At 66.1% G+C, this 20,617-nt stretch carries 16 protein-coding genes and 2 pseudogenes; 14 read left to right on the top strand and 4 right to left on the bottom strand.

Annotated features, from left to right (window positions below; genetic code table 11):
- Position 1: 1 nt before the first annotated feature.
- From QAD21_RS00585 to QAD21_RS00600, 4 genes and pseudogenes are all read left to right on the top strand, one after another.
- Positions 2 to 301 (top strand): annotated as a pseudogene (locus QAD21_RS00585) (integrase core domain-containing protein); the annotation flags it as partial.
- 43 nt (positions 302 to 344) lie between these two features.
- Positions 345 to 869: pseudogene (locus QAD21_RS00590) on the top strand (IS630 family transposase); the annotation flags it as partial.
- A 742-nt stretch (positions 870 to 1,611) separates the two neighbouring features.
- Positions 1,612 to 3,051, top strand: coding sequence for a cytosine permease (locus QAD21_RS00595; RefSeq protein ID WP_280360367.1), 1,440 nt, complete (start codon positions 1,612 to 1,614; stop codon positions 3,049 to 3,051).
- A 127-nt stretch (positions 3,052 to 3,178) separates the two neighbouring features.
- Complete coding sequence (locus QAD21_RS00600; protein WP_137809092.1) at positions 3,179 to 4,138, top strand: phosphotriesterase; 960 nt, start codon at positions 3,179 to 3,181, stop codon at positions 4,136 to 4,138.
- Here QAD21_RS00600 and QAD21_RS00605 read toward each other — a convergent pair.
- Positions 4,126 to 5,358: a TetR/AcrR family transcriptional regulator gene (locus QAD21_RS00605; protein WP_259936970.1), complete on the bottom strand. Its 1,233-nt coding sequence runs from the start codon at positions 5,356 to 5,358 to the stop codon at positions 4,126 to 4,128. The two genes, QAD21_RS00600 and QAD21_RS00605, sit on opposite strands and share 13 nt — an antisense overlap.
- 772 nt (positions 5,359 to 6,130) lie before the next feature.
- Here QAD21_RS00605 and QAD21_RS00610 point away from each other — a divergent pair.
- The 9 genes from QAD21_RS00610 to QAD21_RS00650 all read left to right on the top strand — a co-directional run bounded on the left by QAD21_RS00610 (position 6,131) and on the right by QAD21_RS00650 (position 16,607).
- On the top strand, positions 6,131 to 6,979 hold the full coding sequence (locus QAD21_RS00610) for a glycosyltransferase family 2 protein (RefSeq protein WP_137809090.1): 849 nt from the start codon (positions 6,131 to 6,133) through the stop codon (positions 6,977 to 6,979).
- Between the two features lie 3 nt (positions 6,980 to 6,982).
- Positions 6,983 to 8,089 carry a glycosyltransferase family 4 protein gene (locus QAD21_RS00615; protein ID WP_259936958.1) on the top strand — a complete coding sequence of 369 codons (1,107 nt, stop codon included), beginning with the start codon at positions 6,983 to 6,985 and terminating at the stop codon, positions 8,087 to 8,089.
- Positions 8,086 to 9,120 carry an SDR family oxidoreductase gene (locus QAD21_RS00620; RefSeq protein WP_259936959.1) on the top strand — a complete coding sequence of 345 codons (1,035 nt, stop codon included), beginning with the start codon at positions 8,086 to 8,088 and terminating at the stop codon, positions 9,118 to 9,120. The genes QAD21_RS00615 and QAD21_RS00620 overlap by 4 nt, the downstream gene beginning before the upstream one ends.
- On the top strand, positions 9,117 to 9,884 hold the full coding sequence (rfbF, locus tag QAD21_RS00625; RefSeq protein WP_259936960.1) for a glucose-1-phosphate cytidylyltransferase: 768 nt from the start codon (positions 9,117 to 9,119) through the stop codon (positions 9,882 to 9,884). The genes QAD21_RS00620 and rfbF overlap by 4 nt, the downstream gene beginning before the upstream one ends.
- Complete coding sequence (locus QAD21_RS00630; protein WP_259936962.1) at positions 9,881 to 11,065, top strand: DegT/DnrJ/EryC1/StrS family aminotransferase; 1,185 nt, start codon at positions 9,881 to 9,883, stop codon at positions 11,063 to 11,065. Before rfbF ends, QAD21_RS00630 begins: the two co-directional genes overlap by 4 nt.
- Positions 11,066 to 11,129: 64 nt before the next feature.
- Positions 11,130 to 13,280: a hypothetical protein gene (locus QAD21_RS00635; protein WP_259936964.1), complete on the top strand. Its 2,151-nt coding sequence runs from the start codon at positions 11,130 to 11,132 to the stop codon at positions 13,278 to 13,280.
- 271 nt (positions 13,281 to 13,551) lie between these two features.
- Positions 13,552 to 14,298, top strand: a complete 747-nt coding sequence (locus QAD21_RS00640; protein WP_311199330.1) for a glycoside hydrolase family 16 protein — start codon at positions 13,552 to 13,554, stop codon at positions 14,296 to 14,298.
- A 42-nt stretch (positions 14,299 to 14,340) separates the two neighbouring features.
- Complete coding sequence (locus QAD21_RS00645) at positions 14,341 to 15,327, top strand: glycosyltransferase (protein ID WP_259936966.1); 987 nt, start codon at positions 14,341 to 14,343, stop codon at positions 15,325 to 15,327.
- Complete coding sequence (locus QAD21_RS00650) at positions 15,324 to 16,607, top strand: hypothetical protein (protein ID WP_280360368.1); 1,284 nt, start codon at positions 15,324 to 15,326, stop codon at positions 16,605 to 16,607. Before QAD21_RS00645 ends, QAD21_RS00650 begins: the two co-directional genes overlap by 4 nt.
- Here the strand turns inward: QAD21_RS00650 and QAD21_RS00655 are convergent.
- Positions 16,586 to 17,383, bottom strand: a complete 798-nt coding sequence (locus QAD21_RS00655) for an SDR family oxidoreductase (protein WP_280360369.1) — start codon at positions 17,381 to 17,383, stop codon at positions 16,586 to 16,588. The two genes, QAD21_RS00650 and QAD21_RS00655, sit on opposite strands and share 22 nt — an antisense overlap.
- Before the next feature lie 331 nt (positions 17,384 to 17,714).
- Between QAD21_RS00655 and QAD21_RS00660 the strand changes: the two genes are divergently transcribed.
- Positions 17,715 to 18,257, top strand: a complete 543-nt coding sequence (locus tag QAD21_RS00660) for a dihydrofolate reductase family protein (protein ID WP_226512031.1) — start codon at positions 17,715 to 17,717, stop codon at positions 18,255 to 18,257.
- Positions 18,258 to 18,424: 167 nt separating this feature from the next.
- Here the strand turns inward: QAD21_RS00660 and QAD21_RS00665 are convergent, their stop codons facing one another.
- Positions 18,425 to 19,729, bottom strand: coding sequence for a hypothetical protein (locus QAD21_RS00665; RefSeq protein WP_068972364.1), 1,305 nt, complete (start codon positions 19,727 to 19,729; stop codon positions 18,425 to 18,427).
- 87 nt (positions 19,730 to 19,816) lie between these two features.
- The gene (locus QAD21_RS00670; RefSeq protein ID WP_065631342.1) at positions 19,817 to 20,614 is read right to left on the bottom strand and encodes a hypothetical protein; all 798 of its coding nucleotides are present in this window, start codon (positions 20,612 to 20,614) and stop codon (positions 19,817 to 19,819) included.
- Positions 20,615 to 20,617 lie beyond the last annotated feature (3 nt).

Raw genomic sequence — 20,617 nt, forward strand, 5'->3', positions numbered from 1 at the left:
CGCCCAGTACACATCGGTTACACTGACTGAGCGGCTGCGGCTCGAAGACATCGCCGCGTCGATCGGGTCGGTCGGAGACGCCTACGACAACGCTCTGGCCGAGTCGGTGAACGGGCTGTACAAGACCGAGTGCATCCGGACCACGATCTTCCACTCCGGCCCGTACCGGACGATCTCCGACGTCGAGTTCGCGACCGCTGGTTGGGTCGACTGGTACAACAACAGCAGGCTGCACTCGAGTATCGGCCAGATTCCCCCGACCGAGTTCGAAACGCTCCACTACGCTGGCCTCGGCCCCGAGGACCAGCCCACACTGGAGGCGGCACAAAACCCTAGGGTGATTCACCCAGCCGATCTTTCCCATGCTCCCGGGCACCCCGCAACGGGCCAGCCACGACTATGTGCGCAACGGCACCTCCAGTCTGTACGCGGCGTTGGACATCGCGTCGGGAAAAGTGATCGGTTCGCTTCACTCACGGCATCGGGCAACAGAATTCATCGGGTTTCTCCGCAAGATCGACGCCGAGGTGCCCGACGAGCTCGACGTCCACCTGGTCATGGACAACGCCTCTACCCACAAGACGCCCGCGGTCAAACGATGGCTGACCTCGCACCCACGATTCGTTGTCCACTTCACCCCGACGAGCTCATCCTGGATGAACCTCGTCGAACGCTGGTTCGCCGAACTGACCACCAAGAAGCTCCAACGCTCCACCCACCGCACCGTGAGAGCGCTCAACGCCGACATCAGAGCATGGATCGAGACCTGGAACGACAACCCCCGCCCCTACGTGTGGGTCAAGACCGCTGACCAGATCCTCGACTCCATCGCCCACTACTGCACACGAATTAATGACTCAGAACACTAGCGGGAATTATGTCATAACGTAGGTTATCGGCGAATCTTGGAGAAAATCAGGTCATTTCGTCATCAATGACGAAACTGTGGAGCAATCACGAACCGTTCGGCCGTCGAGGCGTTCTCCAAGCTGATCCTGCGGAACGAGTACACCCTCTCCGACGTCGAGAAGGTCATCGCCGGGGACACCGATGCCGTCGACGTGCCACCCGACTAGACCCCGTCCAGCGGTGGGCCGCGACCTCTCACGGTCGCGGCCCAGCGCCCCGGCCCCGCTCACACCCGCCACCTCGAGGAACCATCGTGACCATCACCGCCGAACTTTTCCCCCGCTGCGCCCTGCCCGGCTGCGCGATCCCCACCGACACCCAGGGCCACCCCTGCAGACAATGCCGCCGTGACCTCGGAACCCTCGTGCGCCACAACCCCGGCGGCCGCCGACGCCCAAACCGGCCGCGACCACGACGTCGCCCTGGCCTACCGGGCTTAAGAACAGCTACGCATCGCCGACGCCGCCGAACAACGCATCGCCCTCCAGATCGGTCAGCGCGAGAAGCCCGGACAGTCCAGTTGGCTGTGCGAGAAACGCCGAAGGTGTGACATTCTGTCCGTTCCGTACCCGAGGAGTGCGAACGTTCTGTAGGTATCGCGCGACGGGCGGTGCGACCACCATGGATGCACTGCGCATCGTCGCGCGCCATGCCCGAACGCACCCCGCCCAATCGGGGGCCGACACTTCCTGGACGGACTCCATGACCGCACTCGACGCCGCGACCCCGTCGGCACCCGGACCGGGCCATTCGGGCCCGCAGGCCGAGGCCGAACTCGAACTGATCCCCGAGTCCGCGAAGACCCATGACGTGCGCGGACAGTTCTGGATCTGGGCCGGTGCGAACATCGCGCCGATCAACTGGGTGCTGGGTGCACTCGGCGTCACGATGGGCCTCGGGCTGTGGGAGACGGTGGCGGTCCTCGTCGTCGGCAATGCCATCGGCATGACCATCTTCGGCGTCTTCGTCGTCATCGGTCAGCGCACCGGGGTCACCGGAATGGTGCTGTCGCGAGCCGTCTTCGGACGCCGCGGCGCCTACGTTCCCGCCGCCGTCCAGGCCCTGGTCTGCATGGGCTGGTGCGCGGTCAACACCTGGATCGTTCTCGACTTGGTGATGGCGCTGCTCGGCGAGATGGGACTCGTCGACCCGGACCTCGACAACAACGCCGCACGGATCGTCGTGGCCGCGGTCATCATGGGGATGCAGGTGACGATCGCGTGGTTCGGGTACCGGGTGATCTCCGCGTTCGAACGATGGACGGTGCCTCCGACGGTCGCGATCCTGCTCGTCATGACCGTCGTCGCGTGGGTCGGCCTCGACGTCGACTGGGGACAGACGACCGCTCCGGAGCTCACGGGATCGGCCCACATCGGCGCGATCACGGCGGTGATGACCGCGATCGGCATCGGCTGGGGTCTGACGTGGATCGGTTACGCCGGCGACTACTCGCGCTTCGTGTCCCGGGACGTCCCGTCGCGCAGGCTGTTTCTCGCCAGTGCACTCGGGCAGTTCATCCCGGTCGTCTGGCTCGGAGTGCTGGGTGCGTCCCTGGCGACATTGAGCGACTCCGCCGACCCGGGTGAGATCATCGTCGACGCCTACGGCGTTCTCGCACTGCCGGTTCTGTTGCTGGTGATCCACGGACCGCTCGCGACCAACATCCTCAACATCTACACGTGCACGGTGTCGAAGCAGGCGCTCGACATCCGCGTCGACCGGCGCGTGCTGAACCTGATCATCGGCGTCGTGGCGATGGCGGTCGTCGTCTACTTCGTGCTCAATAGCGACTTCGCGACCACCATCGACTTCTGGCTGGTGTCGATCGTCGGCTGGTTGAGCCCTTGGGGCAGCGTTGTTCTCGTGCACTGGTTCCTGATCGCGCGGCAACAGATCGACGCCGAGAGTCTGTTCGCCACACCGGCGGACAGCGTCCTGCCGATGGTCCGGCCGACCGCCCTCGTCGCACTCGCTCTCGGTGTCACCGCGACCTGGATGTTCATGTACGGGATGCTGCCCGTGCTGCAGGGCCCCGTCGCCGTCGCCCTCGGTGGGATCGATCTGTCGTGGCTCGCCGGGGCGGTCGTCGCCGGCACGTCGTACTGGGCCATGGAGAAACTCGCCGCGCCACGTGCTGCCTGAGGCCCGACCGGTGAGGACCGTGGCGGTCGTCGGCGACAACGAACGGCGAAAGCCGCCTGCCACATCAGGGCGTCGACTAGGGTTCGGCGGAGTGGGAGGCAACGCGGCCTCTCGGTGAGGAGGTTCCATGGCCACCGTCCACACCGCGACCGGCCCGACCGATTCCGCAGACCTCGGAAACGTGTTGGTGCACGAGCACGTGTTCGTCCTCGGCGAGGAGTTCCGGCAGAACTACCAGGATGACTGGGACGAGGACGACAAGGTCGCCGAAGCGGTCCGCGACCTGACCGAACTGAAGGAGCTCGGGATCGACACGATCCTGGACCCGACGGTTCTCGGTCTCGGCCGGTACATCCCACGCATCCAACGGATCGCCGAACAAATCGACCTCAACATCGTCGTGGCGACCGGCCTCTACACCTACAACGACATCCCGTTCCAGTTCCACTATGCCGGACCGGGAATGCTGTTCGACGTCCCGGAACCGTTGGTCACCCTGTTCACGAAGGACCTGACCGAGGGGATCGCGGACACCGGTGTGCGAGCGGCCTTCCTGAAGTGCGCCATCGAATCACAAGGATTGACACCGGGAGTTGAGCGCGTGATGCGCGCGGTGGGACAGACGAGCGCCCAGACGGGGGCGCCCATCACCGTCCACACCGATCCGCACAGTCAGTCGGGTCTGGTCGCCCAGCGGGTCCTCGCCGAGGAGGGAGCCGACCTGACGAAGGTGGTCATCGGCCACTCCGGTGACAGCGTCGACCTCGACTACCTGATGAAGCTCGCCGACGCCGGTTCCATCCTCGGCATGGATCGTTTCGGGCTCGACCTCCTCCTGCCATTCGACGAACGGGTGAACACCGTCGCCGAATTGTGCAAGCGCGGCTATGCCGACCGCATGGCCCTCGCGCACGACGCCGCCTGCTTCATCGACTGGTTCGACCACGAGGCCAAGAAGCAAGCACTCCCGAAGTGGAACTACCGGCACGTCAGTGAAGAGGTGTTGCCCGCCCTGCGCGAACGCGGGGTGAGCGAGGCCGACATCACGACGATGCTCGTCGACGTGCCGCGCCGCTACTTCGAGTAGGGCCGCGATGCACGGACCACTTGGCTTCGCGGAATGTCCGCGAGCCGGCGCGGACTCAGGCCCTGGGTACCGGGACCGCCACAGAGTTCGACCGGGCTCAGGATGGCGGATGCCAGCGCGCGGAACTCGCCTTCGATGCCCGGCCGCGAGCGGAGCTCCGGCGACGAGATGACCTGGTAGACGAATCCGGTAAGTGCCTGCGTGAGCGCGTTGGCATCGGCATGCGTCAGGGTCGGTGAACGGGCCAGGATCGCAGCAGTCCACTCAGCAGTGTAGTCCGACGCCGTCCGGCGAAGTGAGACCTGGTCTGCTTCCGGCAGATACACGATGTCCTGGTGGGCGATGGCCAACACTCGACCGTTCGGGCCGAGCGAGTAGTCGAGGAACACACCCACGAGGACGTCCAGCGCTTCGACCGCCGAGGACTCCGCCAGTGCGTCGACGGATATCCAGTGCAGATTCTCGAGACCTCGACGCATGATGGTCATCAGGATGTCGGTCTTTCCCGCGTACTCCTGGTAGACCGTCGCCGGCGACACATCCGCTTCGGCGGCGATCTCGTGGATTCGGACGTTGGGAAATCCGCGCGCGAAGAACATCCGGGTCGCGGCGGCGAGTATCCGATCACGCCGCGCAGCGGGCCGTCGGCTGGATCCATCGGCGAACCGCGCGCGGGACTGTGCCCCGCGGGGAAGCGGACAGCTCAGGATCGAGTCCACGACCGCCCGCTGGATCTGCGTGAGCCGCCGTGGGGTGAGCGAACCCCGCATCGCGGCGGTGCTCGAGAACACGCTGACCGCCGCGGTCGCGAGGAGTTTCGCGGTCTGGGCGTCGATGCCGGCCTCGGTGGCGTCGAACTTCGACGCCAATGCGTCGATCAGCGTGCGGTGGTGCCCGTCCATGTCGTCGAGATCGGATCGGTCGAGATGCCGTCGCTCGCGGGTCCACAGTGTCGAGACGTCGCCGTGCGCCGCCCTGGTCGCAAGCAGGTCGAAGAACACGCCGAGCTGTTCGGCCGGCGATTCGCTGCGCTCCTCGGCTTGGGTCAGGAGTGCGCGTACCCCCTCCACCTGCGTCGCCAGCGCTTTCGCGAGAATGTCCTGCTTGGACGGAAAATACCGGTACACCGCCGGCCCGGTCAGTCCGACGGCGGCGCCGATCTCCTCGACGCTCACATTCCGGTAGCCGGCGTCCTGAAAGAGCGAGGTCGCTTCCGCGATGAGCTGCTCGACCCGCGGTTCCGGGGGTCGCCCCGGCCTCTCGTCTCGAGGCGCGGGAGCCGGCGCCGACCGTGACGGGGACCGAGGTGTGGGTGAGTTCATCGCGCGCCGGCAGCCTTTCCTGCTCGAGGTCTGACGACCTCGGGGTCACTTTCCATTCGTTGGAGCCCGCCGGGTGGATCCCAACAGTGCCGCGAATCACACTCGCGATTCTGAGATCGAAACCGAACGACTCTTGACCACGCGGCGTAGGCGTGTGTTTCCGGCTCGGGGCCGCAGACCGCGGTCGTCGGACGACGCTTCGAACCCAGCTGTGAATCGCAGGTCGACGACGCAGCGCGTGTAACGGCGACTCACTGAATCCGCCGACCGCGTGTGGAGGCCGGCCGCTGTGCTGGGCTTTCAACCCGTTTTCGCGCCCGGAAGGCAGTGCTTACCGCGTGTATCGGCCATTAACCCTGGATGCGCATTCAGGGCCGAGAGGACGGCTGACCATACCGCCCGGTACGTGGTCTGGCACGAGTTTGGTTGCGCTGCCACGCGTTCCGAGTTCGGAATCCGTTCGCCTCGCGAAGCTCAACAGGCGCGCTGTACGCCTCCCCATCTCGCCGATCCTCTGCTACTGTCCGAATCGGGTCGTCGGGGAGGACGGCCCTGTCTCTCTACTTCAGAACGCGCACTCGCTCGACTCGTTCAGTCGATGCTTCCGGGGGGAAGTCTCGTACACACACGTGTGGTTGGACCGTGCGCGGGATTGGACACAGTGATCGAAATGACCGGCCAGAACAACGGGACCGCAACTGTTGCGGCGCAACCAGATGCCCAGCATCGACTCAGCAACACTCAATTCGTCACTCACCGAGATCGTGGCCCCACGACATCCACGGTGAGCCTCATCATTCCGGTTCGCAACGAAGCACGGAACATCGGGTGGGTGCTGGAACAGATCCCCAAGCGGATCGACGAGATCATCCTCATCGACGGAAACTCCACCGACGCAACACTCATCACCGCGCGGAGTTACCGCCCCGACATCAAGATCGTGCAACAGAGCGGACCCGGCAAGGGCAGTGCGTTGCGTACCGGTTTCGCCGCCGCGACGTCCGACATGATCGTCATGATGGACGCCGATGGCAGTATGGCTCCGCAGGAGATCACGCATTTCCTGCACTTCCTCGAGAACGGTTACGACTTCGTCAAGGGGTCGAGGTTCATGGGCGGGGGCGGGTCACTCGACATCACCCGGTTCCGGCGGTTGGGCAACTACGGGTTGCTCGCGTTCTTCAACAGCTTGTACCGAACCGAGCTGACCGATCTGTGTTACGGCTTCTGCGCTTTCCATCGGCGATACCTGGATCTTCTGGATCTGCAGGCGACCGGCTTCGAGATCGAGGCCGAGATGACTGTACGCGCGGTGCAGGCCGGCCTGCGGATCGCCGAGGTTCCGAGCCTGGAAATGCCGCGTCGCACAGGTAATTCCAATCTCAACGCGATCTCCGACGGCCGACGGGTGCTGCGCACCGTGTGGCAGGCGCGAGGTGGCAGGCGGCCGGCGACGATACGTCCTGATGACAATCATCGAGGCGCCGCCCAGGTCTCCTCGGGTCACCCGGCCGGCTGAGCCGTGACCTCCGTCAAGGTCGACGACGCCGGTAAGCGGCGTGGTCGGATCGTGGTGATGACGGATCGGATGAGTCCCGGCGGGGTGAGTCATTTCATCCTGCAGGTCGCGACCCACTTCGCGGGCGAGGGACATCAGGTCGACGTGCTGTCGCTGGCGGCCGGTGAATGGGACCATCGGCTCGCCGATGCCGGCATCCGACGGCTTCGTCTCACGGACTCCGCAGCACTCCGCGCACTGCGATCCGCCGACGTGATCCATTGTCAGCAACGATTTCTCGGACTGATCGCCGCTGCGCTCGGGCGTGGTTCCCGCACGGTCGAACACGTACACAACGTGCTCACCGACCATCGCGGCCTGTCGTATCGCACGCAGCGGATCGTCGCGGTGTCGGGCGCCGTCCGGGCGTCACTACTCGCGAACTTCCCGCACGTGACTGCTGAGCGGGTCTCGGTCGTGCACAACGGAGTACGGAAGCTGGGCGCCACCATTGCGGCCTATGAAGACAGGCCATACGACCTCGTGAACGTCGCGCGGTTCGACGAGCAGAAGGACCCGCTGCTGTTCCTCGAACTGGTGAAGGAGCTCTCGGAACGGCGGGAGAGTCTTCGTTGCCTGTGGATCTCTCCCGGTACGGGACCGCTACAGGACGACTTCCTCCGAAGACGCCAGGAACTGCTCCTCGAGGACGTGGTCCAGATCAGCGTCGGGGACACCCACGCGCACACACGCGCACAGGTTGCCCGGTCCCGGATGTTCCTGCTCACATCGCGGTGGGAGGGCCTACCGCTGTCGGCGCTGGAGGCGCTGGCCAGCGGCACGCCGGTGGCGACAACCCCGTGCGGCGAGATCGCACACATCGTGAACGAGAGGTCGTGCGGTGTCGCCATCGACCCGCAGGCAGACGACCGTGCCGACCGGATCAACGACGTGCTGACCAATCGGACGTCATGGAATCGGCTCGCGCACAGAGCTTTCGCCGTAGCGGATGACTTCAGCGAAGTCCGCATGACGGAACAGATCAGACACATCTACGCCGGGATCGCCCCGGTATTCAGCAAGGTGCCCAGTCGGCACCTCGACAGCCAACGAACAGGAGGACGGGGATGAGGGTTCTCGTCACCGGACATCTCGGATACATCGGAGCCGAGTTGGTCCCCATGCTCGTCCACGCCGGACACGACGTCGTCGGGCTCGACACCGATTACTATCGGGACCGCGACTTCCGCACGGAACCGCTGCGCGTACCCACGCTCGACATGGACATCCGTGACGTCGAGCAGCGTCATCTGGCGGGGTTCGACGCCGTCGTACACCTGGCGGCACTGTCCAATGATCCGGTCAGCGAGCTGAACCCGGAGCTCACCTACGACATCAATCTCGATGCCAGCGTGGGCATCGCCCGAGCCGCGAAGGCGGCCGGCGTTGCCCGCTTCGTCTTCTCGTCGTCGTGCAGTCTCTACGGGGCCGGCGCGGAGGGTGCGCTCACCGAGGATGCCGAGATGGAGGCCGTCACTCCGTACGGCGAATCCAAAGTCCGCGCCGAACAGGCGATCAGCGCGCTGGCCGACAACTCCTTCTGCCCGACCTTTCTCCGGAACGCCACCGCGTACGGGATCTCTCGTCGACTCCGCACGGATGTCGTGGTGAACAACCTCGTCGGGCACGCCGTCACGTCCGGAAAGGTGCTGCTGATGAGCAATGGCGCCGCCTGGCGACCGCTCGTCCATGTCCGCGACATCTCGCACGCGATCGTCACGGTCCTGCAGGCGCCATCGGCCACCGTGTACAACGAGGTCTACAACGTCGGTCGCAACAGTGACAACCATCAGATCCGGGATGTGGCGAAGATGGTCGCCGACATCGTGCCCGACTGCGAGGTGGCCTTCGCCGACGACGTCGTCGCCGACATCCGGAACTACGTCGTCGACTTCACCAAGATCGAGACGTCGCTACCGGGCTATTCGCCGCAGTGGACCCTGGCCACCGGCATCGCGGAGATCCACGACGCCTACGTCGACGCGGGCCTGAGCGCGGACCGGTTCAACGGAAACGACTTCGTCCGGCTGCGAGTCCTGCGCGAGCTCCTCGACGCCGACGCGCTCGACGCCGATCTGCGATGGACGGGTGATCGGTCATGAAAGCGGTGATCCTCGCCGGAGGAAGAGGCACCCGTATCAGTGAGGAGTCCGTCGACCGGCCGAAACCGATGGTCGAGATCGGCGGACGTCCGATCATCTGGCACATCATGCAGATCTACGCGGCCGCTGGTGTCACGGATTTCGTTGTGCTGCTGGGCTACAAGGGCTACATGATCAAGGAGTTCTTCGCCAACTACTTCCTGCACGCCAGCGATGTCACCGTGGATCTGGGCACCGGTGCGATCGAGAACCACTCGTCGAACGGCTTGCCGTGGCGCGTCACCCTCCTCGACACCGGGCTCGATACGATGACCGGCGGACGGCTTCTCCGCGCTCGCGAGCACATCGGCAACGAGACGTTCTCGTTCACCTACGGTGACGGTGTCGCCGACATCGACATCCGAAAGGTGCTGGCGCACCACGAGATGTCGGGCAGCATCGCGACGGTGACGGCCGTGCAACCACCCGGGCGGTTCGGCACACTCGACGTCTCGTCGCCGCAGACCAGATTCGTCGAGAAGCCGGAAGGCAGCAGCGGCTGGATCAACGGCGGGTTCTTCGTCTCGTCGCCGAAGATCCTCGACTACATCGCGGGCGACGCCACCCTGCTGGAGAAGGAGCCGCTGGAGACTTTGTCGGCGGAAGGCCAGTTGTCGGCCTACCAGCACGACGGCTTCTGGCGCGGGATGGACACCATCTGGGACAAGGTCTTCCTCAACGATCTCTGGGATCGCGGCGAGGCGCCGTGGAGGTGCTGGTCATGACGATGTCGATGGATCGAGCCACCTCGACGGTGCCCGTCTACCGCCCCTACCTGGGCGAGGATGTCCAGCAGGCTGCGGTCGATGCCCTGGCGGCCGGATGGCTGGGCATGGGTGCACTCAGCAAACAGTTCGAGGAAGAAGTCGGAACCTACCTCGGTGCGTCCGAACGAACTGTCGTGTCCACGAATTCGTGTACTGAAGCCCTCCATCTTGCGGCCCGGTTGATCGGACTCGGTCCGTCCGACGAAGTGATCTGTCCGTCGTTTACCTACGTGGCGGGTCATCAGGCGCTGACGCGGACCGGAGCCGAGGTGGTCTTCTGTGACGTCGAACCCCGGTACCTCAACATCGACCCGCAGCGTGTGCGCGAGCTGATCACGCCTCGCACCAAGGCGATTCTGGTGGTCGACTACCTCGGCTTCCCGTGCGACCTCGATGAGCTGATGACCATTGCGCGCGAGCACGATCTGCGGGTGATCGAGGACGCGGCGCACGCGTTCGGCAGCGTCCGGGCGGGTCGTCGTATCGGCTCACACGGCGACATCACATGTTTCAGCTTCGGACCGGTGAAGATGATCACGACGCTCGAGGGTGGGGCGATCGTCACCTCCGATCCCGCTGATCTGCAGGTGCTTCGGGAGCTCCGGCATCTCGGTATCGACTCCGACACCGACGCGCGATATCGGAACCAGCGCAACTGGGACTTCGACGTCGTGCGGCAGGGTTACCGGTGCCACCTCGGCTCGGTTCCCGCTGCGATCGGTCTGTCGCAACTGGCCAGGGTCGACGAATTCATCGCCAACCGCCAACGCTACTGTCGGTTCTATGATTCGGCATTCGCCGACATCCCCGAGCTCGAGCTGTTCGACACGGACTGGGCTGACATAGCACCGTACATCTATGTGATCAGGACCGGCGGTCGCGCCGAACGCGCCCAGTTGGTCGAACACCTCAAGTCCGCAGGAGTCGCCACCGGAATTCACTTCCAGGGTGCGCATGAGTTCAGTTACTACCGGAACAGCCGACGCGGTGACCTGTCCGTGACCCAGGCCGCTGCCGACCGTGTTCTGACCCTTCCGCTGCACTCGTATATGAGCGACGCGGATCTCGACCGGGTCGTCTCCGCGGTGACATCCTTCTACCGTCCCGCCATCGGTTCGGGGCGGGCCACGGACGGATAGACGTGGTTCACCGACTCGAGGTCGCGATCGCGAGGCGCTACCGAGCCCGCCGACTGCGCACTCGGTGCCTGACCGTGCACCGGCCGTCGTCGCCCTCCTGTCGATGACGGCGATCGCGGTCTCGACGCTGATGTGCGTTCTGACGGCATCCGGGGTGGCGGCGCTCTTGCCCGAAGGGCTTCGTGCCGTGGCGGTGGTGAGTGTGACCCTGGTCCTCCCCGGGCTACCGATCGCGGGGCTGTTCGGGTGGCCGCGCAACGGACTTCTGCCGAGCGTCGCCATCGCCCTGTCGTTGAGCACCACCGCCATCATCGGGCTGGCCTCCCTCCTCGCCGGTTTCTGGCATCCGCTGCTCGCGCAGGGGGTCATCCTCGTGATCGCCACCGTCGCAACCGGGGTACTCATCAGAGCGCGATGCCCGCATCCGTCGTCCGACCTGCGCGCTGGCGCGGGAGCGGCGGCGTCGGCGGTGATCACGTCGGTCCGGACGTTCGATCGGGTCACCGCGGCGCTGCTGGGCGGATCCCTCGTCCTGTTTCTGATCGCGGTCGCCCGATTGCATCCCGAGCAGGCGGGCGTGTACGGGCTCGTACCGGTTCTCGGGATCACCTACTTCATCGGATTGGCTGCGCTCTGCGTGGCCCTGTTCCGGGAGTATCGTCGACGCCGACTGCACCGGACGGGTCTCGCCGCGACCAACGTGATGCTCATCGTCTACATGAGCATGCCGGTCGCATGGTCCAGTGGCACACCGCCTTTCCCGACCGCCTATGTGCACCGGTTCCTCACCGATTGGTACTCCGAGCTCGGCGCGCTGCCGCCCGCGGTCGACGGCCGGATCAGCTGGAGTGGCTTCTTCGCGGGCGCGGCGCATGTGATGAGGACGGGTGGGCTCGACGACAGCACGGTCTTCCTCACCAGCGCGTCGCTGATCTTCGGAACTCTGCTGATGTTTCCCCTGTACGCACTCGGACACAGCGTGTCCGGAAGCGCGCGCGTCGGATGGGGGACCATCACCATCTACATTCTCTTCAACTGGTATCAGCAGGATTACTTTGCGCCCCAGGCGCTCGCGATGCAGTTGTACGTGACGATCGTGGCTGTGCTGATCTGGCAGCTGAGGGTCTCACCCCTCCCGCCCGTCGGCTTCTGGCGCGCATGGCGACGCGTGCCAGGACGACCACGTGGTCGTGGACCGGGATTCTCATACGCGGTCGAGGGAGTTGTGATCGTCCTCGTCGCCGCGATGGTGGTCAGTCACCAGTTGACCCCGATGGTGACCATTGCCGCCCTGGCGGGGCTCGCCCTCGTCGGGTCCACACGACACAAACTGCTCTGGCTGGCCGGACTGCTCCTGTTCAGTGCGTGGTTCACCTTCGGTGCGAGCGGGTATTGGCTGGGGCACCTCGATCAGATCCTGACCGAGATCGGCGACGTCACCGCGAGTGTCAGCTCCGGGCTGTCTGACAGAATCACCGGGGATCCGGTCTACGGTCGGATGCAGTACCTCAGGATCGGTGGCACCGCCCTGCTCCTCCTGGTGGCCACGATCGGCTGGTTCCGTCTCGGCAAGAGCCGATTCCGATCACCCCTCGCCGTCCTGTCCCTGGTCCCGTTCGCGCTCGTCGTGGTGCAGAGCTACGGCGGCGAGGTGCTCGTACGGTGCTTCCTGTATGCGTCACCCGCGCTGGCCGCACTGGCCGCGCTAGCCGTGGTCGGTGCGGCGCGTCGAATCCGAGGTCCCGCGCGCTTGCCCGCCACCGTGTTCGCGATCAGTGCGGTCGCAGTCACTCTCGTGGTCGCGGTGTTGGGGGTCTCCAATCGTGCGCTCAACACCTCGTTCGAGTACTCGCGGCCGGCCACCGTGCGGGTTTCCGACGAGCTGGTGGCCCAGGCGCCGTCGTCTGCGATCGCGTACTGGGGGCACGGCTCGACGATCGGACTGCCGCGGGCCTACGACATCGGGGCCTCGTGCATCGCCGAACAGCGCGAGTTGGCGGAATGCACTGCGGCTGAGGACATCGACTATCTGCTGGTATCCGAGGAGGACGAGAAGCTGTTGCAGTACCGGTACGGGATTAGCCCGGACGAGGTCGCCCGACAACTCGCGCTGATGGTGCAACGGGACGGTTTCGTCTCCGCCTACGACGACGGAGAGGTCCACGTGCTGAAGCGCCTGGGGGCGCCCGACATCGATCTGGAGACCGCGCCATGATCGCGACCGTCCTGCTGTTCGTCACGGCCGCAGCTCTTTTCGTAGCCGCTACCGTTCGGCGCGAGCATCGGGTCCCTCCACGGGGAGCGGTGTCCACCGATCGCGTGTCACAGGTCATCACCGTCGTGGCGATCACGACCACGGCGATCGCCTGCGCTTCCGCCCTGCTCTACATGGTGGGCCGGATATGACGCGTGCGCGAGGTGGTTGGTTCCGGACATTCCTGCAGCTGTTGACGGTGGTTCTCCTCGCCCCGGTAGTCGGATGTGGGATGACACCGGCGCGGGGGTTTCCTCGTGGAGACCTCCCCGGCTGGAAGCAGGTGTTCTTCGACGACTTCGATCGTGATGCGCCGGTAGGGAGTTGGGCGAACGAGTGCTCCCCTTACGACGTCGTGTACACCGGCGCGGAAGGTCAGCAGTGGTTGACCTATCCGCGGTGTTTCCCGGACACCTTCGACCGTCGGCCGTATCGAGCGGATGAGGTACTGAGTGTGGACAACGGGTACCTCGTTTTCGATCTGCACAACGTCGACGGGGTTCCGGCAGGGGCGAGTGCATCACCGATACTCGACACCGGTAGCCAGTACCAGACCTACGGGCGCTACTCGGTCCGGATGCGTGTCGACACACCAGACCTCGACGAGTACTACGTCGCATGGCTCCTGTGGCCGCAATCGGAACAGTGGCCGCGGGACGGCGAACTCGACTTCCCCGAAGGCTGGCTGTCGAGAACCGTTGGTGGATGGCAGCATTTCGCCGGCGAAGGTTCCTGCGACGGGTGCAAGATCCCGTCCCGGGACATCGGGGCGCGCTTCACCGACTGGCACACCTACACCATCGAATGGTCGCCGGGGCGTGTGCGGTACCTGCTAGACGACACCGTGGTCCTGGACAGCACGCAGTGGGTCCCGGCCACTCCGATGCGCTGGCAGTTGCAGACCGAGACGAGAGGCGACGGGAACAACCGCGGCCGCGTTCTCGTGGACTGGGCTGCGGTGTGGTCGTACGAGGAATGACACTGCACGACCGAAGACTTCGACCGGAACTGAAGAGGATTGATGGGAAATAGTGACATCGGCAAGTTGTCGGTGGTGATCTGTGCCTACACCACCGACCGATGGGCTGACCTGATCCGATCGGTCGACGCCGCCGAACGCGAACTGACCGACGACGATGAACTGATCGTGGTGATCGACCACAACGACGAGCTGTTCGACCTGGCGAGGCGGGAGTTCGCCTCGTCGCTCAAGCCCCTGATCTGGGTGGTGGCCAACGACGAGAAGCGCGGTCTCTCCGGTGCCCGCAACTGCGGCACCCGTCTCGCCTCCGGTCAGATCGTCGGGTTCGTCGATGACGATGCCGTCGTCGAACCCGGCTGGCGCCGGCGACTTTCCGGGCAGTTCACCGATTCGGATGTTGCGGCGGTGGGCGGATACGCGGAGCCGGTGTGGCCCGGCGACCGACCCCGTTGGTTTCCCCGGGAATGCGACTGGACAGTGGGATGCAGTTACGCGGGTTTGCCGACCGCGCCGGCGCCGGTCCGCAACCTGATGGGGTGCAACATGGCGTTCCGTCGCCGGACCTTGCTCGACGTCGGGGGATTCGACACCGACCTCGGACGGGTGGGCACGCTGCCGGTGGGCTGCGAAGAGACCGAGTTGTGTATCCGGATCGCCAGTCAAGACCCGGCTGCGAAGATCATCTTCGACCCGGATGTCCGTGTGCGACACCATGTGAGCCGCGCCAGGACAAACGTCCGCTACGTCTTGCGGCGGTCGTTCGGCGAGGGCGTCTCCAAACGACAGATCAGTGGCCTCGTCGGGGCAGCGGACGCCACGAGCTCGGAGCGTTCGTATCTCGCCAGGACGGTCCCGGCGGCCGTCCTGCATTACCTTCGTGACAGTGTGACGGCCGAGAAGCGCCGGACGGATCCCGGAGGACTCGGACGCTGCACCGTTCTCGCGGGGACCGTCGTCGCAGCAGCTCTGGGCTACCTCTTCGCGATGCTGACCGAGGCGCGAAGCGCGTTGAGTCCTCAGACATGAGCATCGTGAGCAGGCCGGTGATGCTCGGCTCGAGGGCGATGACGGTGGACTCCGTCGCCGTGGTGGCGAGCTTCTTCGTCACGGCTGGGGCGGGAATGCTCTTCTGGGTGGTCTCGGCCCGGGTCATCCCTCCACATGCGCTCGGCATCCAGACCGCGCTGTTGTCACTTGTCACGACGGTCGGCACCATCACCGCGTACGGGGTGGGAAGTGCCTACAAGGCGATGCTGTCGACGCCCGACTGCCCACGTCGCGAACGGTTGCTCGAGGGCCTGCTCATCACCATCGGCTCGGCCGCCGTCTTCGGCGTGATGGGCGGGATGATCGCGGGCGACATGCTCGAGAACCGGGTGGCGACCGTCGTGCTGGTGGCCTGCGGGTCCGTCGTCATGGCGCTGTTCGTACTCAAGGACGCCGCTCTGATCGGACTGCACGCCTCGCGCTGGCTTCCGATCGTCAATGTGGCCGCCGTGGTTCTGAAAGTGGCCCTCGTCTGCGTGTTGGCGAGTGTCGTGGCGCTCGCTGCGGTGTGGGCCACGATCGTGCCCGCCCTGCTCGGGGCGTGCGTGGTGTTCGTCGTCCTCGTGCCGCGGATTCTGCGGCGCCCCGAGAACCGCACGAGCCCGCACCGTGTCGTGGTGGTGGATCGCGGCCAGATGCCCATGTTCGCTCTTCGCGATGGCATCGGAAGCGCGACCTCGTTCGGACTCATCCTCGTGCTGCCGTTCCTCACCACGCTCGTCGCCGGACCGGTCGCGGGTGCGACTCTGGCCTTGGCGCTCGCGGTGGCACAGGTGCTCGACTTCGTGCCGGATGGCATCGGAGCAGCCCTCACCGCGCATCTCGCGCGCGATCCGGCGGCACTGGCCGGGCAGATCCGTCGGATCTGGGCCATCTCGCAATGTCTGGTCGTCGTCGGAGCAGGGGTTCTGATCGCAGCCTCGCCGATCGTCGGGAAGATCTTCGGCCCGGCCTACTCGGGCTCGGAGTTCACGACTTCGTTGTGCCTGCTCGCGGCGGCCTCGGTCCTGCGCGTCCCCTATTCGATCTGGATGTCAGTACTCCGGGCGGAGTTGGACACCAAGACGATCCTGCGATGCAACACGTTGGTGTTCGTCATCACCTTTCCGGTCACCCTCGTGCTGGCGGGCACCTGGGGCAGCATCGGTGCGGGCTCGGGTTTGCTCGTCAGCTCGCTCCTGCTGGGCGCTGTCGGCACCTGGGACCTGAGACGACGATGGTTGTCGAACGCAGAGGGTCACCGCAAGCTCGTCTGGTAGCGGCGCATCCCACGCAGCCACCGGTCGTAGTCGGCGCCCTTCTGGCGGTACATGTCGAGGACCTCCAGGTGCGGGAGGATGAGGAAGCGTTCGTCGGCGACGGCCTCCAGCACGATCGCGGCCACCGTCCCGGGGGTGAGCACCGCGCCGGCGCTCTCCACCGCCCGCTGCATCAAGCGCTGCTCGGCGGTGGCGGAATCACCTTCGGGCCGTAGCAGTTTGGTGTCGACACCCATCGGGCAGAGGCAGCTGACGCGGACCCCGTCGTCGCCGTGGGTGATGTTGAGCCATTCCGCGAAGCCGACCGCGGCATGTTTGGTGACCGAGTACGGCGCGTTGCCGATCTGGGTGAGCAGACCCGCGGCCGAGGCCGTGCTGACGAAGTAGCCGCTGCCTCGTTCCACCCAGTCCGGGATGAGGCGTCGAGCAGCTCGTATGTGGGCGCGGAGGTTGACGTCGAAGGCGAGATCCCACACGTCCTCCCCGGTGTCGACGCCGCCGCCCAGTCCAACCCCGGCGTTGGCGAAGTAGAGGTCGACCGGACCGAAGGTGTTCTCCGCCAACCGGACCGCGGCGTCGATGTGTTCGTCGGACGAGGCATCACCGGCGAGCGCGGCCGCCGAATCGCCCAGCTCCTCGGCGACGGCCCGGGCACCGGACTCGTCGAGATCGGTGACGACGACCCGCGCGCCCGCGTCGACCAGGGCGTGCGCCATCGCCGCGCCGATACCTCCACCGCCACCCGTGACGATGGCAACCTTGCCTGCGACGTCCATGGATCTCCTTCGATCGCCGATGTGTGGGTCCAGAGTTACCAGACGGCGGGCTTCGACAGGCTCAGCCGGCGGGAAGGGGGCTCGGCCCCCTCCGCTCCCTGAGGAGCGCCCGGAGCTTGCGGAGGAACGCTGCCCCCCTCCGCTCCCTGAAGAGCGCCCGGAGCTTGCGGAGGGCGCCGCCCCCTCCGCTCCCTGAGGAGCGCCCGGAGCTTGCGGAGGGCGCGTCACGAAGGGTCCCGACAGAGGTCACGAGACTCTCGACGCCGATGACTTTCCCGCCGCCCCACGGTCTGACATCGTGACGTTCACCGGAGTGACGAGAGGCAGCGCAATGGGAAAGATCCACGTCCACGAGTTCATCACCCTCGACGGCAGCTACGAGGACCCGAGTTTCACGATGCCGTACGGTTTCCCCGACGTGCTCGGCGAGACACTCAGTTCGTTCATGAACGACTGCACCGGAATCCTCCTCGGACGCAACACCTTCGAGATGTTCGGCCCGGCATGGTCGGAGCGGACCGTCGACGACGATCCCGGCGCCCCGTTCTTCAACGGCACCACCAAGTACGTGGTGTCCTCGACCCTCGACGAAGCGACCGGGTGGCAGAACTCCGAGGTCATCGGGGCCTACGACGCCGACCGGATCCGCGAACTCAAGAAAGACCGTAACCTGTACATCAGCGGCAGCGGCACCCTCGTGCGGGCGCTGCTGCGCGACAAGCTGATCGACGAGTTGCACCTGCTGGTCTATCCGGTCGTGCTCGGCAGCGGTGCTCGCCTGTTCGACGGTCTGGCCGACCTGCCGCTCACGCTCGCCGGCACCGACGTGTTCGACAACGGCGTCGTGCACCTGTCGTACGGTCCCACTGATTGAGAACCCCGCCTGGGCCGAGACCAGTTACTCCGCTGCCGAGTGACGTCGCATGCGATATCGATCCGTCGGCGCGACTTCGATCGAAGTCGCGCGGCCTGATTGACGTCGCATGCGACTTCAGTTGGGGGGGTGGCGCGGCAGTCGGAAATCCTCCGCCCGCCCCGGGATCACGTCCCCGGCGAGGGACCGAGTGACGACCCGCCGGCGAGGTCCATCGCGGTGAGGAGCAACCGGGCGACGCGGGCGTAGGCCTGGTGCTCGGCCTCGCAGAGCGCGATCTCCTCGTCGCCGAGTTCGGCCTTGCGGGCGGTCGTGAGATTGTCCATCCACTCCCGCATCTCGGCGGCGCAGATGTCGAAGAACTCGTGGACGCGCTCACGGTCCTGACGGCACATGGCCAGCACGGTCGTCGGGGAGAGCTTGTTGTCGAGCTTCTGGTTGACCCGTAGGAGCCCCTGCAGCGCCACGGGAAGGCGATCGCCACGGCGGCGGTGCTCCAGTTTGGGGCCGCTCTCGAGGCGTCGGATCATCTCCCCGCGCGCCGACCGGGCGAAGTCGTCCCAACGTCGGAGTGCGGCATCGAGATTGGCCGGACTGAAGACCGCGACGTCGATGCGGCGCTGGGCGAAAACGAGCCCGTTGCGCACGACCAGCGCGACTTCGGGCCACCGCGGCGAGAACTCGGCGACGACCATTCCGAGCAGCGAGGGTGCGGGCACCGACGAGCTGAGGATGGTCACGATCTCCAGGGAGCGGGCGTCTCGGGTCGGCCGGAGCAGTGAGGTGCCCGTCGACCGCAGGAAGATGGCCTTGCGTGGGCTCACCACGGCGGGACGTCCGGCCGCGCTCATCGCGGCGCGGGCCAGTTCCACGAGATGGTCTTTCGACTGCGGCACCACCCCGCCCTCGACGGGGGCGTCGAGGAAACGGGCCGGGGCGGTGAAGCGCAGGGTATCGGCGTCCGTGCTGCCGGCTCGATCCGAGTCGGCCGGCCGGCCGGCGTCGGTCTCGTCGGCGTCGTCGGTGTCGAGACCGTCAGCCGGGGAGTGGTGTCGGGCGAAGGACGGGTCGCCGATGCTCACGAACGACGGGTGGATGACACCCCACACCTCGCGCAACGCCCGCACGGCGGCGCCGGCGAGGTCGCCGGACCGAACGGCATCGACTTCGAAGCAGAAGGCGCTGCGACCCTCGAGCCGGCACCAGCCACGATCGACGATGTAGGTGGCCTGGCGCATCCACCGGTCCTTGTCGGTCCAGGTGAGGTCCCCCGCCGAGATGGTGCAGCGCAGGCGGTCCGCCGACTCGGGACTCCCGGCCACCGCGAAGGTCATCCGTCGTCGCCATCCTCCGGCGGCCGCCTCGACGATCGACAGCGTCTGACCCGGCAGGAGACGTGGCACCCGAACCGCGAGAGTGTCGGCGAAGTCCCGCCAGGCCGCCTCGAGGTCGGCGTCGAAATCGGGGGACATGCAGGCTCCTCGTGGGCGGGACGTACGCGGACCGGATCCGAATAGTACGACGCCGCGCAGACACCCGTGGCGACACCCGCAACAGAACTACAGGGGGGCGGAGTGCTCGACCGTCTCGTCGTAGACCGGGTCCCACGGGAGATCGTGGTCGGCGTAGTCGGTGCTCGTCAGCGCCACGTGGGGTACCGGTTCCCCGGTGAGCGATTTCCACGTGATCGAGTTGACGATGCGGACCGCGGCGGCGTCGAACATCGTCGGATGCCAGGTGTCCGCGGACTCCAGCGGACCCATCACGCGCGGCGCGGGGAGCCGGGGATGCGCACCGGACTGCCCGGCTCGCGACATGTCGCAGAGCACACAGGTCCCCGACGCCGACGGCAGATGACGGCGGCGTCTGGCCCACGCTTCGGCGCGCATCGGGATGACCGTCAATTGCACGAGCGTCCCGGCGGCGCTTCCGACGGCGTGCGTCGACGGTGCGACGAACTGACGGTTGTCGCCGGCAAGGCTCCGATACGAGGCGAGGGACGGTTGCGTGGGCACCTCGAGGTAGTCGCCGGCGTCGAAGTCCGGCACGCCCGTGAACGCACTACCGCTGACGACGTTGACACCGTCGACGCCGATCATCACCAGGAACGGGTGCAGGTGCGGCGAGGAGAAGTCGAGCCAGGTGGCCTCCGACTGCCACATCGGGATGGTCGCGTGCGCGTCGCCGTCGGGTGAACCCTGAGCGAGGCGGAGGGCGCCATGGCCGCCGACCGCGCCGGGCCGTCCGACCGGGTCCGGGGTGCGCAGAGCCCGCTGAAACGTGACGTGCAACCGCGCGTCGCGACCCAGTTCGGGAAAGGTGATCGTGAGTGCGCCGCGATCCGTGGTGATGGCCATGTG

This window comes from Gordonia sp. SMJS1, assembly GCF_029866425.1.
In the GTDB taxonomy this organism is placed as follows: Bacteria; Actinomycetota; Actinomycetes; order Mycobacteriales; family Mycobacteriaceae; genus Gordonia; species Gordonia hongkongensis.